This window comes from Mycolicibacterium tokaiense (genome assembly GCF_010725885.1).
GTDB classification, from domain to species: domain Bacteria; phylum Actinomycetota; class Actinomycetes; order Mycobacteriales; family Mycobacteriaceae; genus Mycobacterium; species Mycobacterium tokaiense.
In genome coordinates this window covers 1,108,218-1,123,583 of the sequence record NZ_AP022600.1, presented here as the reverse complement: position 1 = coordinate 1,123,583, position 15,366 = coordinate 1,108,218, and the positions used below count along the sequence as shown (strand labels likewise).

Annotated in this window: 11 protein-coding genes; 6 read left to right on the top strand and 5 right to left on the bottom strand. The window is 68.3% G+C overall.

Annotated elements, in window-relative coordinates:
* Nucleotides 1-30 precede the first annotated feature (30 nt).
* The 3 genes from G6N58_RS05345 to trmB all read right to left on the bottom strand — a co-directional run bounded on the left by G6N58_RS05345 (nucleotide 31) and on the right by trmB (nucleotide 4,807).
* Nucleotides 31-3,291, bottom strand: a complete 3,261-nt coding sequence (locus G6N58_RS05345) for an MMPL family transporter (RefSeq protein ID WP_163907926.1) — start codon at nucleotides 3,289-3,291, stop codon at nucleotides 31-33.
* Nucleotides 3,292-3,353: 62 nt separating this feature from the next.
* A complete protein-coding gene (locus tag G6N58_RS05340) occupies nucleotides 3,354-4,022 on the bottom strand; it encodes an NYN domain-containing protein (RefSeq protein WP_068920186.1) in 669 nt (222 codons plus the stop codon).
* Between the two features lie 2 nt (nucleotides 4,023-4,024).
* Complete coding sequence (trmB, locus tag G6N58_RS05335; protein ID WP_068918904.1) at nucleotides 4,025-4,807, bottom strand: tRNA (guanosine(46)-N7)-methyltransferase TrmB; 783 nt, start codon at nucleotides 4,805-4,807, stop codon at nucleotides 4,025-4,027.
* A 121-nt stretch (nucleotides 4,808-4,928) separates the two neighbouring features.
* Here trmB and G6N58_RS05330 point away from each other — a divergent pair, with 121 nt between their 5' ends.
* From G6N58_RS05330 to fadD4, 4 genes are all read left to right on the top strand, one after another.
* A complete protein-coding gene (locus G6N58_RS05330) occupies nucleotides 4,929-5,873 on the top strand; it encodes a hypothetical protein (RefSeq protein ID WP_115279453.1) in 945 nt (314 codons plus the stop codon).
* Nucleotides 5,858-7,294: a hypothetical protein gene (locus G6N58_RS05325; protein WP_115279454.1), complete on the top strand. Its 1,437-nt coding sequence runs from the start codon at nucleotides 5,858-5,860 to the stop codon at nucleotides 7,292-7,294. The genes G6N58_RS05330 and G6N58_RS05325 overlap by 16 nt, the downstream gene beginning before the upstream one ends.
* Nucleotides 7,295-7,550: 256 nt before the next feature.
* Nucleotides 7,551-9,377, top strand: coding sequence for a phosphoenolpyruvate carboxykinase (GTP) (locus tag G6N58_RS05320; protein ID WP_068918901.1), 1,827 nt, complete (start codon nucleotides 7,551-7,553; stop codon nucleotides 9,375-9,377).
* Between the two features lie 113 nt (nucleotides 9,378-9,490).
* Nucleotides 9,491-11,017, top strand: coding sequence for a fatty-acid--CoA ligase FadD4 (fadD4, locus tag G6N58_RS05315; protein ID WP_115279455.1), 1,527 nt, complete (start codon nucleotides 9,491-9,493; stop codon nucleotides 11,015-11,017).
* Between the two features lie 2 nt (nucleotides 11,018-11,019).
* On the opposite strand, the gene G6N58_RS05310 is transcribed toward fadD4, so the two are convergent.
* Entirely contained in the window at nucleotides 11,020-11,604 is a 585-nt protein-coding gene (locus G6N58_RS05310; RefSeq protein WP_115279456.1) for a hypothetical protein, read from the bottom strand.
* A gap of 91 nt (nucleotides 11,605-11,695) precedes the next feature.
* Nucleotides 11,696-12,589, bottom strand: a complete 894-nt coding sequence (locus G6N58_RS05305; RefSeq protein WP_115279457.1) for an alpha/beta hydrolase — start codon at nucleotides 12,587-12,589, stop codon at nucleotides 11,696-11,698.
* Between the two features lie 164 nt (nucleotides 12,590-12,753).
* Between G6N58_RS05305 and G6N58_RS05300 the strand changes: the two genes are divergently transcribed.
* Together G6N58_RS05300 and G6N58_RS05295 are read left to right on the top strand one after the other, a co-directional pair.
* A complete protein-coding gene (locus G6N58_RS05300) occupies nucleotides 12,754-13,917 on the top strand; it encodes an alpha/beta hydrolase (RefSeq protein WP_232067737.1) in 1,164 nt (387 codons plus the stop codon).
* A 27-nt stretch (nucleotides 13,918-13,944) separates the two neighbouring features.
* Nucleotides 13,945-15,366 (top strand): WS/DGAT/MGAT family O-acyltransferase, encoded by a 1,422-nt coding sequence (locus tag G6N58_RS05295; RefSeq protein ID WP_115279458.1) that lies wholly within the window; start codon nucleotides 13,945-13,947, stop codon nucleotides 15,364-15,366.

Genomic DNA, 15,366 nt, shown 5'->3' with positions numbered 1-15,366 from the left:
TCGCGGTGAGCGCAGTATCAACGAGAACTGTTAGAGCTTGCGGCCTTCGCGGCGCAGCAGGTCCTGAGCACTGACTCCGCCGCCGCGACGCTGCCGCTTCTCCTCGGACTCGCCGCGGGCGTTCATCTTCTCGGTGGCCGCATCCGCATCGCGCGGCTTGGCCACCGGGATGGCCCGGGTGGCGGTCTCGTCGTCAGCCTCGGCCTGCGGCTGCGCGGCGAACGCGGTGGTGGCGCCTTCGGCGTCGTCGCCGGAGGGGCCCATCGAGCGGGTGGGCTCCGCCGACGGCGGCTGCACCGGTGGTTGCTGAGCGCCGGCACCGGGCTTGCCGCGCAGCTCGCCGAGCCAGGACTCGATCTCCCGCTCGCCGGCGCCGCCTTGCGGCGGGCGCGGCGCCCGGGTGCCCGCACCGGAGACGGCGTTGCGCACGGCATTACGGGCTGACGAGAACCGCGTGGTGGGGGCGTCGTCGTTGCCGAGGCGCGGATCGCCGGGAGCCGCCGGGGGCGGGGTGGGGATCCGGGTGGTGGCACCGGCCTCGCCGGGCGGCGGGAGCGGGCGACTGGGCCGCGGGCGCGGCCCGGCGGGTGCGGGATGGGTCGGGTCATGCGGCGGACGGTTGCGGGGGGCCGCCGCCGTGCCCGCGCCCACGAGTTCGCGGTCGTCGCTCTCCGGAGCCACCACACGCTTGCGTTCGTCGGGCAGGTGGGTCTCGCCCAGCCCGATCTTGACCTGGATGCGCTTCATCCAGCGCGGCGCCCACCAGCAGTCGTCGCCGAGCATCTTCATGATCGCGGGGACCAGGAACATCCGGATCACGGTGGCGTCCAACAGCAGTGCGATCAGCAGGCCGAAGGCCAGGTACTTCATCATCACCAGGTCGGAGAAGACGAACGCACCGGCGACCACCGCCAGCACCAGGGCAGCGCCGGTGATCAGGCGGCCGGTGGTGGCCGTGCCGATCCGGATGGCCTCCGCTGTCGACATCCCGCGTTCGCGGGCCTCGACCATGCGGGACACCAGGAACACCTCGTAGTCCGTGGACAACCCCCAGATCACCGCGATGATCAGGCCGATCATCGGTGCCATCAGCGGCTGTGGGGTGTAGTTCATCAGCCCGGATCCGTGGCCTTCGACGAACATCCACGTCAAGATGCCCATGGTCGATCCCAGGGTGAGCGCACTCATCAGCGCGGCCTTGATGGGCAGCACCACCGAGCCGAACGCCAGGAACATCAGGATGGTCGTCGTCACGATCAGCACCACCACCATCAGTGGCAGCTTGTCGAACAGACTCTGGATGCTGTCCTGTTCCAGGGCCGGCGTGCCGCCGACGGACACGGTCACCCCGGGAGTCGGGGCGATCGCGCGCAACTCCTCGAGTTTCTGGGCGGCGTCGTTGCGGTTCTCCAGGCCGTTCTGGATCACCCGGACCGACGGGTCCTTCGACGCGCCATCCAGATACGGCCGTTCGGTCCACATCTTGTCCGGATCGTTGTCCGGGTCGATGAAGCCGGGGACGTCCATGGCCTTGCTGCGCACGGCGGCGATCTCGTCGTCGGTGACCGGCGAGCCGTCGTCGCTCTGGATGACCATGGTCAGGGGCTCGGTGCGGAAGCCGGGGAAGGTCCGGTCGAACTCCTCCTGTGCCACGCGCACCGAGTTGTCCGGGGGCAGGTACTTCTCGCTGATACCGCCCAGGGCCAGCTGACCCAGCGGGATCACCAGCACCACCATGACGATGATGATCGGGATGGCGAACATGGCCGGCCGCTTCATCACGCGGTTGACCAACTTTCCCCAGAAGCCCTTCTCGACCTCTTCGCGGGTCTTGGTCTTCTGCGTCTTCTCGGCCAGCCAGTTCAGCCACCATTCGAACGGCTTGCGGAACCCTGGGACGTACCGCGCAATCGAGAGCAACAGAACGGCGCCGAAGACGAAGACGGCGATACCGACCAGGAGCCACACGATGACCGAGCTGACGGAGCCCGAGCGGTACAGCTCATAGAGGCCGTAGCCGACCCAGGCGGCCATGCTGACATAGCCGAGGATCAGCCCGATGAGGGCGAACTGGGCACCCTTGTCCTGGGTGCGGCGGATCTGGTGGCGGGCCAGGTGGCCGGCGGCGATGCCGACGGGCGGCAGCAGCAGCCCCAGCGGCATGGCGGCCACCGCGAAGGGGTTGGTCTTGGTGGCCGCGGGATCCGAATGGATGGTGTCCGGAGCGGTGAACCGCAGCAGCATCTTCACACCGAGTGCGTCGACCCGGGGACCGAGGATGGCCAGTGCGGCGGCCAGCACGGTGATCGACAGGATGGCCGCCAGCATGACCGAGGCGATGATCGCGTAGGTGATGGACTTCAGGAAGCCCTGTGGGAACAGCAGCAGCGGTACCGAGGACGCCACGATGATGACTGCGGAGAACACCACGGTGCGGCCCGAGGTCATCATGGTTCTCCGGATGGCCACCTCGGTGTCGTAGCCCTCGGCGATCTCCTCGCGGAACCGGCTCACGATGAACAGGCCGTAGTCGATCGCGATGCCGAGACCGATCAGCGTCACCACGGGCTGGGCGAAGAAGTGCACCGGGATGAAGTCGGCGGCAAACCGCATGATGCCGAGAGCGCCCAGGATGGTCAGGCCGCCGATGAACGCCGGCAGGGCGGCGGCGACCACGGTGCCGAACACGAAGAACAGCACGACGGACACCAGCGGGATGGCCGCCACCTCGGCGCGCTGTTGATCCTCGCCGATGGTGCCGGTGAGTTCGTTGGCCAGCGGCTGCAGACCGGCGTACTGGACGTCGATGCCCTCGTCGCGCAACTTCAGCAGGTCCGGTTCGACCTTTTTGTAGTTGTTCAGGATGGTGTCGTCGTTGTCGCCCTTGAGCTGGATCGACATGAACGCGTGCTTCTTGTCCGCGTCGGACATGTTGTCCAGCAGCTCGGGGCTGCGGAAGTAGCCGATCGACCGCAGCACCTCATCGGGATGGTCGGCCTGCAGCTTGTCGAGGCTGTCGACGATCTCCTTCTGGAAGGCCGGGTCCTCGACCGTCTTGCCTTCGGGGGCGGTGTACACCCCGATGATGTGCGACGACGTGTCGCGGCCGTAGGCCTCGTCGGCGACCACCGACGCGTGGACGGAATCACTGCCCTCGTCGTAAAAGCCACTCTGCGTGACGTGCTGGCCCAGGCTGAACCCGTAGATGCCGCTGCCGACGCAGAGCGCGACCATGATTCCGATGACCAGATATCGGAAGCGGTACACCGTGCGACCCCACCAGGCGAACACGTAAGCTCCTAACCCTCACTGCAAGTATCAGCGCGTTCTCGCGCCTGTATGGCTCTGAAGTTTTAAGCCCGGGACGCCAGCAACGACGACAACGGCCGAAACGGCTGCAGCCACGCTCCCTCGTCTGGAAGCGAATCCAGTCCTATTCGCGGAAGCGGTTCCCGGAACACGCCGGGAATATCCTCCAGGTCGACGAACTCCAAGGTATCCGACGCTAGCGCCCAGCTCGCATGTTCGCGAAATCCGAGCACGTGCACCGGGGTCCCGTCGTCGCGGGCGATCTCCTCCAACGGCTGGCGGAACGCCTGACCGTCGGCGGAGGCCACGATCAGCGCTGCCAGACCCTCGCTGCGCCGCAGCGAGATGTGGTTGAGCATGTCGACATCGACGTCGCTGTCGTCGTCGACCTTGGGTTTCGCGAACACCGCGAACCCCACGTTGCGTAGTGCTTCCACCCAGGGCCGCACCACATCGGCGCTGCCAGGGGCGATATTGGTGAAGACGGTGGCCTCCGGCTCCAGCGTTCCCCGGCCGGGGGAGATGTCGGCCGTGCGGCCCAGCAGCCAGCGACCCAGGGCGTCGAAGCGGGGGCGGTGCGCGGCGGTGGGTCGGCCACCCAGGATGGCGCCCAGCCCCATGTCCAGGTTGGGGGCGTCCCACACCAGCAGCACCCGGTCGTGACGGGGCGCCGCCTCGGGTTCGTGCTCCAGGTCCTCTTGGTCTTCGACGATGCTCACACGCGCTCCCAGAGCAGCTCGGCCACCGCGCTGCCGGCGTGCTGGGCCTTGCCCTCGTACTTGGTGACCGGGCGGGTCACCGAGATGGGCAGGGTCGCCACCCGATCGGCGGGGACGCGGCGCAGCAGCGGTTCGGCGTCGCCCACCGCGGCGATCTGTTCGGCGTAGCCGGCGTGGTCGGTGGCGGCGTGCAGGATTCCGCCGGGGCGCAGCCGGTCGGCGATCATCGCGACGTTGGCCGACTGCAGGAAGCGGCGCTTGTGGTGCCGCGACTTGGGCCAGGGGTCCGGGAAGAACACCCGCACGCCGGTGAGCATGCCGGGGACCAGGAGGTGTTCGAGCACGTCAACGGCGTCCCCACGGACCAGCCGGATGTTCGGCACCTGCTCGCGATCGATCGCCGAGAGCAGCTGAGCCAGTCCGCGCTTGTAGACCTCGACGGCAATGACGTCGATCTGCGGCTCGTCCTGGGCCATCGCCAAGGTGGAGGTACCGGTGCCGCAGCCGATCTCCAGGACCAGCGGCGCGCGGCGGCCGAACCATGCCTGGGCGTCCAGCGGCTCGGCCGGGGCTTCCTCGCCCCACCGGGCCTGGGTCCCGAGCTGCGGCCACAGCCGGTCCCAGGTGCTCTGCTGGGTGTCGGTCAGGGTCGAGCGCCGGGACCGGAAGCTGGTCACCCGCCGGTGCAGGTAACGGCCGGAGCCGTCCGCGGGGCCCAGGGTGGATTCATCCACCGACTCGGCTCCTCGTTGGGCACACATCCGTCCATGGTCTCTCATCGGAACGGGTGCTCACGCATCGTGGTGCGATTTGATACCCAACAGTTGTCATCGGATGCTTCACAGCCCCGCAGGGCAGTGGCTCGCGCCACCCGGGGTGGGATGCCACGATGGGCACCACATGAATGTGGTGCAGCAGATGGAGGCGGCCGCCCGCGCGACGGTGGCCGTGCACGGCCGGCCCGGGGTGGGCACGGGTGCGGTGGTGGCGGCGCTGGAGGCGCTGGGCGGGTTCGAGGTCAACGGCGGCGAACTGGTCAACGGCGGCGAGCCGCCGGACGTCACCGTCCGTGTGGTCGCCGACGCGGTCAAGCCCGAGGACGTGTCCGCGGTGCAGCAGGCCGGGCGGGGTCCGGTGCTGGTGGCGCTGACCAAAGCCGACACCCACGCGCTGGGCCCCGGCGGCCCGGTCGAGACCGCCCGTCGGCACTGCGCACCGCTGGCTGCGGCCGCTGGGGCGCCGGTGCTGCCGGTGGCGGGGCTGCTGGCGGTGGCGGCGCTGGACCCTGCGGTCCTCGACGAGCAGCTGATCACCGCGCTGCGGGTGCTGGCCGGGGAGCCGGCGGATCTGCGCACCGCCGAGGCGTTCGTGCACGGCGCGCACTCCGTCTGCTCCGACGTGCGCCGGCAGTTGGTGCAGGCGCTGGATCTCTTCGGGATCGCCCACGCCGTGGTGACGCTGCGCAGTGACCCGGCCGCCGGCGTCGGGGAGGTGCGCGACGTGCTGCGCCGTGTCAGCGAGATCGACGGGTTGGCGTACCGCATCGCCGAACTCGCCGCGCCCGCCCGGTATCGCCGGCTGCGGGAGGCGCTCGAGACGCTGGAGTTCGCCGCGATCACCGATGCGGCGACGGCCGCCGCTCTGCAGTCCGACGAGGTGGTGCTCACCACGATGGCGGTCGCGCTGGACGTGCTGGCAGCGGCCGGTGTGGCGGACGGCCCGACCGGACACCTGGACCGGGCCCGGCACTGGCAGCGTTATGCGCGTGGACCGGTGGCGGCGCTGCACCGCAGCTGCGCACGCGACCTCACCGCCGGGGAGCTGGTGTTGTGGAGCAGGCGGTGAACGACGTCGACGACGTGATCGGCGCGCTGGCGGACGGCGTGCCGGTGCCTGCGGTAGGCAGCTGCGACACGGTGCTGGTGACCGGTCCGTGGCTGGCCGGTGTCACGAGTGTGGTTGCCGCACTTCGGGAACGGCTGCCGGAGCTCACGGTCGTCGAGTCGGCCGAGGCCGCTGGCGATGCTGCGACCGTGGTGATCTTTGTGGTGTCGGCCGCCGCGCCGCTGGCCGAATCGGACTGTGCGCGCCTGGATATCGCCGCAGCGCAGACCGACGCCGTGATCGGCGTGGTGTCGAAAATCGATGTGCACCAGCGCTGGCGTGAGGTGCTCGAGACGAACCGGGAACTGCTCAGCGGGCACCACTGCCGCTACCGGGGCATGCCGTGGCTGGGGGTGGCGGCGGCGCCGCAACTCGGCGAGCCGCAGATCGACGCCCTGGTGGAGTGGGTCCGCTCGGAGTTCGCCGATCCGCAGCTGGGGCGGCGAAACCGCCTGCGGCAGTGGGAAAATGCCCTGGTCGCCGAATGTCGGGCCCATGATGCCGCCGCCGATGACCAGGAGGAGGTGGCCAACCGGATCCGGGTCAGGCGCGCCGACGTGCTCGCCGAGCGCCGGGTGGACCGCACCCAGCGGGCCATCGCGGTGCGTAATGCGCTGCAGCAGGCCCGGGTCCAGCTGGGCTACTTCAGCCGCAGCCGGTGTGCCTCGGTGCTCGCGGAACTGCAAGGGGACGCCGCAGCGATGCGCCGGCGGGGGGTGGGCAAGTTCCCCGGGTACGTGCAACGCCGGGCCGACGAGGTGATCGACGAGGTCGACGGCGGCATCAGGGCGCACTTCGCCGACGTGACGGCGGGCCTGGACCTGCCGCCGGTGTCGCATCCCGGTGCCGCAGCCGAGCCGCCGGCGCCGGTGGGCACGCCGCCGTTGCGGTCACGCCGACTGGAGACACGGTTGGTGACGCTGCTCGGTGCGGGTTTCGGTCTCGGGGTGGCGGTGACGGCGAGTCGGTTGGTGGCCGATCTCGCGCCGGGGCTGACGCTGGCCGGCGCCGTCCTCGGGGCGGTGCTGGGCGTGGTGGTGACGATGTGGGTGGTGGGCACCCGCGGTCTTTTGCAGGACCGGGCGGTGCTCGACCGCTGGGTCGGCGAGGTGATGACCAGGGTTCGGGCCATCACCGATCAGATGGTGGCCACCCGGGTGCTGGCAGCGGAGGCGGAACTGACCACGGCGCTGGCCGATCGGGAGGAGGCCGCCACCCGGCAGACGGCCGAACGGATCGCCGAATTCGATGCCCGGTTGCGCGAGCAGGCGTTGACGCGGGCCCGGGCGGGGGCGGAACGCGCGCGGGCCGTGCCCGAGCTGGAACGGGCACTGGCGCGGGTGCGGGCAGAGCTGGACGCGGTTGTCTCTACCGATGAGTAACCGTCGGGAAAAAACAGACGAATTCCGTTGAATCGTTTCAGAAGAATTGTCGACCGCCGTACTGAATCGATGAATCACCCAGATCAGGACAATCTGAATCGTTCCTGTGAGTCAATGGACATACCCACAGTTATCGCCGGGTATGTCACCGGGGTTAACCTCTATAACCAGGGACGTTCGTGTTCGCCATCGGGGCATCCGCCTTGCGCGGTAAGGGCATTACGTCTTGGCGGGAAAACCTAATCAGGAGAAATTCATGACCTCAGCGACCATTCCAGGTCTGGACACAGCACCGACCAAACACCAGGGCCTGTTGTCCTGGGTGCAGGAGGTCGCCGAACTGACCCAACCGGACCGGGTGGTCTTCGCTGATGGCTCCGAAGCCGAATTCGAGCGGCTCGCCGCCAAACTCGTCGAGGCCGGCACGTTCGAGAAACTGAACGACGAGAAGCAGCCCAACTCCTACCTGGCGCTCTCCGATCCGTCTGACGTGGCCCGCGTGGAATCGCGCACGTTCATCTGCTCGCAGAAGGAAGCCGACGCCGGGCCCACCAACAACTGGATGGACCCCGCCGAGATGCGCTCCATCATGAAGGACCTCTATCGCGGCTCGATGCGCGGGCGCACGATGTACGTGGTGCCCTTCTGTATGGGCCCGCTGGGCGCCGAGGATCCGAAGCTCGGTGTCGAGATCACCGATTCCGAGTACGTGGTGGTCTCCATGCGCACCATGACCCGGATGGGTCAGGCCGCGCTGGACAAGCTCGGTGAGGACGGCTTCTTCGTCAAGGCGCTGCACTCCCTGGGGGCACCGCTGGAGGACGGCCAAGCGGACGTGCCGTGGCCCTGCAACGACACCAAGTACATCACCCACTTCCCCGAGACCCGGGAGATCTGGAGCTACGGCTCGGGCTACGGCGGCAACGCCCTGCTGGGCAAGAAGTGCTACTCGCTGCGCATCGCCTCGGCCATGGCGCACGACGAAGGCTGGCTCGCCGAGCACATGCTGATCCTCAAGCTGATCTCGCCGGAGGACAAGGCCTACTACGTCGCCGCGGCGTTCCCGTCGGCATGCGGCAAGACCAACCTGGCGATGCTGCAGCCCACCATCCCCGGCTGGCGGGCCGAGACCGTCGGCGACGACATCGCCTGGATGCGGTTCGGCAAGGACGGCCGGCTGTATGCCACCAACCCCGAATACGGGTTCTTCGGCGTCGCTCCCGGCACCAACTGGAGCTCGAACCCCAACGCGATGAAGACCATCGCCGCCGGCAACACCGTCTTCACCAACGTGGCCAAGACCGACGACGGCGACGTGTGGTGGGAAGGCCTGGAAGGCGATCCCGACCACCTGATCGACTGGAAGGGTCAGGACTGGTACCGCGAATCCGAAGACAAAGCGGCCCATCCCAACTCGCGCTACTGCACCCCGATGTCGCAGTGCCCCACGCTGGCGCCGGAGTGGGAGGATCCCCAGGGTGTGCCGATCTCGGCCATCCTGTTCGGCGGGCGCCGCAAGACCACGGTGCCGCTGGTGACCCAGGCCCGCGACTGGCAGCACGGTGTGTTCATCGGTGCCACGCTGGGCTCCGAGCAGACGGCCGCCGCCGAGGGCAAGGTGGGTACCGTCCGCCGCGATCCGATGGCGATGATCCCGTTCATGGGTTACCACGTCGGCGACTACATGCAGCACTGGATCGACATCGGCAAGAGCTCCGATGAGTCGAAGATGCCGCAGGTGTTCTTCGTCAACTGGTTCCGCCGCGGCGACGACGGCCGTTTCCTGTGGCCCGGGTTCGGTGAGAACAGTCGCGTGATGAAGTGGATCGTCGAGCGCGTCGAAGGCAAGGCCAACGGTTCCTCCACGCCCATCGGCATCGTGCCCACCGCCGCCGATCTGGATCTCGCCGGCCTCGATGTCGACGCCGAGGATGTTGATGCCGCGCTCGAGGTCAACGTCGACGAGTGGCGTGCCGAGCTGCCGCTGATCGAGGAGTGGTTCGAGTTCGTCGGCGACAAGCTGCCCACCGGCATCCGCGACGAGTTCGACGCGCTGAAAACCCGCCTCGCCGAAGCGGACTGACACCCCGCCATCCCCACGCCCGGGCCCGGAAGCGTACGCGCTTGCGGGCCCGGCGTCGTTCTCGGCGCACCCGCTCTTGACACGTGTCAACTAGGGCACAGTAAAGTCGGCACATGCAGATCCGTGAAACCGCCCAGTCGACTCCGGACAAGCCGGCCATCATCATGTATCCCTCCGGGACCACGGTGACGTTCGGTGAGCTGGAAGCCCGCGCCAATCAACTCGCGCATCACTTCCGCGCGGCCGGACTGGTCGAGGGCGACGCGGTGGCGATCCTGATGGAGAACAACGCCCACATGCATGTGGTCATGTGGGCCGCGCGCCGCGCCGGGCTGTATTACGTGCCGATCAACAGCCATCTGGCCCCGGCCGAGGCGGCCTACATCGTCGACAACAGCAATGCCAAGGCCATTGTCGGTTCGGCCGCATTGTCCAAGACCCTGGCCGACCTCGCCGAGCACCTGCCCGACGGACTGCCCGGGCTGCTGCTCATCGCCGATGGCGACCTCCCCGGCTGGCAGCGGTACCCCGACGCCGTGGAGCAGCACCCCGTGACGCCCATCGCCGACGAGATCGAAGGCGATCTGCTGCAGTACTCGTCGGGCACCACCGGTAGGCCCAAGGGCATCAAACGTCAACTGCCGCACCTGCCGCCGGCCGAGGTGCCCGGGCTGATGGCCGCGCTGGTCTCGTTCTGGATGCACCCGGACGCGGTGTACCTCAGCCCCGCGCCGCTCTATCACACGGCTCCGTCGGTGTGGTCCATGCAGACCCAGGCCGGCGGTATCACCACCGTCATCCTGGAGAAGTTCGACGCCGAAGGCTGCCTGGATGCCATCGCCCGGCACCGCGTCACCCACGGCCAGTTCGTGCCGGTGATGTTCACCCGCATGCTCAAGCTCCCGGAAGAGGTGCGCGCGTCCTACGACGTGTCCAGCCTCGAGCGCGTGATGCACGCTGCCGCACCGTGTCCGGTGGACATCAAGAAGCAGATGATCGACTGGTGGGGGCCCATCGTCGACGAGTACTACGCGTCCTCGGAAGCCCACGGTTCCACGCTGATCTCGGCCGAAGAATGGCTCACCCACCCCGGCTCGGTGGGCCGTCCGCTGGCCGGTGCGCTGCACATCGTCGGCGAGGACGGCAACGAACTGCCGCCCGGGCAGCCCGGTGAGATCTACTTCGAGGGTGGCTTCGACTTCGAGTACCTCAACGACGCGGAGAAGACCGCCAAGTCACGACACCCGCAGGGCTGGAAGACGGTGGGCGACATCGGTTATGTCGACGAGGAGGGGTTCCTCTACCTGACCGACCGGCGCCACCACATGATCATCTCCGGCGGGGTGAACATCTACCCCCAGGAAGCGGAGAACCTGCTCATCACCCATCCCAAGGTGATGGACGCCGCGGTGTTCGGCATCCCGGACGACGAGATGGGCCAGAGCGTCAAGGGCGTGGTGCAGACCGTCGATCCCGCCGACGCCACCGACGAGTTCGCCGCCGAGCTGGTCGGCTGGCTGCGGGACCGGCTGACCCACTACAAGTGCCCGCGCTCCATCTCCTTCGAGACGCAGCTGCCGCGCACCGACACCGGCAAGCTGTACAAGCAGTCGCTGGTGGCGAAGTACTCTGCGCCCTGACGTCAGGAGCAGATGCTGGGCCGGCCCACCAGATAGTTGCAGGTGTCCGGGAAGCGGTGCACCACGGGTGGGTCACGCAGTTCGCGTAGCCGCAGCGTGAACGGCACCTTCGTCATCCCCGCCGGGGTGCCGCACTCATCTCCCCACAGTGTGGTCCGGATTCCGGTGAGCGCCCGGGCGTCGTAGGCGAAGGTGTCGGTCACCGGCACTTTGCGGCCGTCCGGGCACACCCGCCCGGAACTCCAGTTGTTGGTGAACGTCCACAGCCCCCCGGCGAGCCGGGCGTCTCCTGCGGTGTTCAGCAGCCCCTCGACCTCGCCGAGCTTGTTGTCGGTGCGGCTGGTCACCCGGCTGCTGCAGCCCATGCTCTGGATGTTGATGTCGCTGTAGTCCTGCTGGGCGCGGGTGCCGTTGACCTGGATGCAGACGGTGCTGATCTCCCACACCGCCGGTGGCATCCCCTCCTGGATGAAGTCGTAGTTGCCGTCGGCGATGGGGATCAGCGGCGGCGGCTCAGCGTGCGCAGGCACCGTGGCGCACACTGCCGCCACCAGCGCGCCCACCGCTGCCAGATACCGAAATCGCATGCCCGGTTCTCCTCTGTTGCCGTCGAACGCCCGCCCTCGTGTCTATCACCGCACCGGGGTTGTCACAGGGTTTCGGTGGGATCCGGCGGACTCAGCCGGCGAACGCCGCACGCAGATGGCCGGTCTGGTGCGCGAAGAACTGCTGGGCGATGGACGATCCCGCCACGATCTGGTCGAACCCGTGGAAGGCACCGGGGACCACCTGGAGTTCACACGGCACGCCGGCTGCGCGCAGCCGTTGGGCGTAGGCGACGTCCTCGTCGTGGAACAGATCCAGGGTGCCCACCCCGATCCACGTCGGCGGCAGGCCGGCCAGGTCGGTGCGCCGGGCGGGCACGGCGATGGCCGGATCGGCCCCGCGGAGGTAGGACGACCAGCCGAACCGGTTGGAGCGACGGTTCCACAGCCGGGTCTCGAGCGCGTCGAGATGGGTGTGCCCGACGCTGCGGTCATCGAGCATCGGATACACGAGAAGTTGTGCAACGGGGGTGATCTCGCCGCGGTCCCGGGTCAGGAATGCCAGGGCGGCCGCCAGACCGCCGCCGGCGCTGGCCCCGCCGATGGCGATGCGCGACGGGTCGACGGCAGGCAGGCGGGCCAGCCACTGCAGTGCCGTGTAGCAGTCCTGCAGCCCGGCCGGGTACGGATGCTCTGGCGCCAGCCGATAGTCGGGGGAGGCGACGGTGATGCCGAGTTCCCGGGCCAGTTTGGCGCACAGCCGGTCGTCCTGGCGCGCGGTGCCGACGACGTAGCCGCCGCCGTGGATCCACAGCAGCGCCGGACCGCTGTCGCCGCCCTGGGGCGGACGATGGAGCCGGACTGTGATGTCCTCGGTGGTGGTCAGCTCCTCCACCGCGGGGGAGGACCGGAACCGCTGCAGGCGTTCCAGCCATCGCACCGCGCGCACGGTCGCGGGGCTGATCAGGGTGCTGGGCAGCCGGCGGGCGGCGGTGCGCAGTTCGGGATGGACGTCGGCGAGAGGCATCACGCCGAGGGTACAAGCGCCGGCACGGAATCTGCCGGAATCACCAAAGTCATTCTGTATCAATGACTGTCGCAAGCCACGGATCCGGGGTGCGGTGTCGGCTGCGGTGTGGTAGACAGATTTGCGACGGTGTCTACCGGGCAGGTGACCAGGGGGAGCTCCACGTGACGAAGGCTCGGCTCTCCGACCACCTGCTGGCCTTGACGGTGGGGGCGGCGTCGCTGCCGATGGTCGGCAGGTATCTCGAACCGCTCGGCGGTATCACCGCCATGAGCATCTGGGGTGTGCGCCACGCTCCCGAATTCCTGGAAGCCAGTGTCAAGTCCTGGTTCACACCGGGCACGGGCCAGATCAAGAAGCGGGAACGCGATCAGACACACGCCGCCTCCGATGCCGCCCTGCGCGGCGTGGTGCCCGCGGCCGAACTCGACATCGACTGGCCGGCTCCCGAGCGCACGCCGCCGTTGTGGAAGGCACTGCAACACCGCAAGCGCATCTACCGGTCGTCGGTGCAGTACGGCGACAGCCCGGCCCAACGGCTGGATGTGTGGCGGCCTGCGCAACTCCCTGCCGAACCCGCACCCGTGCTGCTGTTCGTCCCGGGTGGAGCCTGGGTGCACGGCAGCCGGATCCTGCAGGGGTACGCGCTGCTGGATCACATGGCCGGCCAGGGCTGGGTGTGCCTGTCGATCGACTACCGCGTATCGCCGAATCACCGCTGGCCGCAACACATCAACGATGTCAAAGCCGCCATTGCGTGGGCCAGGGCCAACGTCGACCGGTTCGGCGGCGACCGGTCCTTCATCGCCATCGCAGGCTGCTCGGCCGGCGGCCACCTGGCCGCACTGTCCGGACTGACGCCCGATGATCCGGCCTTCCAGGCCGATCTGACCGACGGGGCCGACACCTCCGTGGACGCGGTGGTGGGCATCTACGGCAGGTACTGCTGGGAAGACCGCTCCTCGGTGGAACGCGCCCGCTTCGTCGACTTCCTGGAGCGGGTGGTCGTCAAACGCCGGATCGACCGCCACCCGGAGGTGTTCCGCAAGGCCTCCCCGATGGCGGCGGTACATCCGGACGCGCCGCCGTTCCTGGTGATCCACGGCACCGGTGACACGGTGATCCCGGTGGCGCAGGCCCGCAGCTTCGTCGAGCGCCTGCGTGCGGTGTCGCGCTCGGTGGTCGGCTACGTGGAACTGCCGGGCGCCGGGCACGCCTTCGACATGACCGACGGCGCCCGAACCGGAGCCATGGCAACGGCAATCGGGCTGTTCCTGAACCACATCCACCGCACCACGACCACCATCCCCGCCAAAGAGGTGATCTGAGGGCCCCCCGCTTGTATCGTCGCTCCTATGAAGCGATTGAGCGGGTGGGACGCGATGCTGCTCTACGGCGAGACGCCCACCGTGCACATGCACACGCTCAAGATCGCGATCATCGAGATCGGTGATCTCGGTGGTCGGACCTTCGGTGTCGAGGAGTTCCGGGCGGTGATCGGCAGCCGTCTGCACAAGCTGGCGCCGTTCGGCTACCAACTGGTCGACATCCCGTGGAAGTTCCACCGCCCCATGTGGCGGGAGAATTGCGAGGTGGATCTCGAGTACCACATCCGGCCGCTCACCCTCCCCGCTCCTGGTGGCAGACGCGAACTCGACGACGCCATCGGAGAGATCGCCAGTACCCCGCTGGACCGCGACCACCCGCTGTGGGAGATGTACTTCGTCGACGGACTGGCCGACGGACGCATCGCCGTGGTTGCCAAGATCCATCACGCCCTGGCCGACGGTGTGGCGTCGGCCAACCTGATGGCACACGGTATGGACCTGCAGCCCGGCCCGGACCCCGAAGAGTCCGCCTACATCGCGGACCCGGCGCCCACCCGAGCGCAGTTGGCGCGCAGCGCATTCCGCGACCACCTCCGCCAGATCGCCCGGGTGCCCGCCACTGTGCGCTATACCGCCGCCGGCATCAACCGGGTGCGCAGGAGTTCCCACAAACTCTCCCCGGAACTCACCCGCCCCTTCACCCCGCCACCGAGCTTCATCAACCACCCGCTGACCTCCCGGCGGATGTTCGCCACCGCCTCGCTGGCGCTGGCCGACATCAAGGAGACCAGCAAGCACCTGGGGGTCTCCATCAACGACCTGGTGCTGGCCATCTCCGCCGGCGCGCTGCGAAAGCTCTTGCTGCAGTACGACGGCAAGGCTGACCACCCGCTCCTGGCGTCGGTGCCGATGAGCTTCGACTTCTCCAAGGACCGGATTTCGGGCAACTTCTTCACCGGTGTGCTGATGACCATCCCGGTGCAGCACGCCGACCCGCTGGAGCGGGTTCGCCTGGCGCACGAGGCCGCGGTGCTGGCCAAGGAGAGCAACAACCTGATCGGCCCGGAGTTGATCAGTCGGTGGTCGAACTACATGCCACCCGTGGCCGCCGAGGTGATGTTCCGGCGCCTCGACCAGAAGGACGGGCTGAGCAAGATGTTCAACCTGAACATCTCGAATGTGCCGGGCCCGCGTGAGCACGGGCGCGTGGGTGGCGCCCTGGTTACCGAGATCTACAGCGTCGGCCCGCTGACGGCGGGCAGCGGCATCAACATCACGGTGTGGAGCTACGTCGACGAGTTCAACATCTCGGTGATCACCGACGGCGCCACGGTGGCCGACCCGCACGAGATCACCGGCGCCATGCTCGAGGAGTTCGTCGAGATCCGGCGCGCCGCCGGGCTTTCGGTCGAGCTCTCGGTGATCGACAAGGCCATGGCTCAAGCCTGA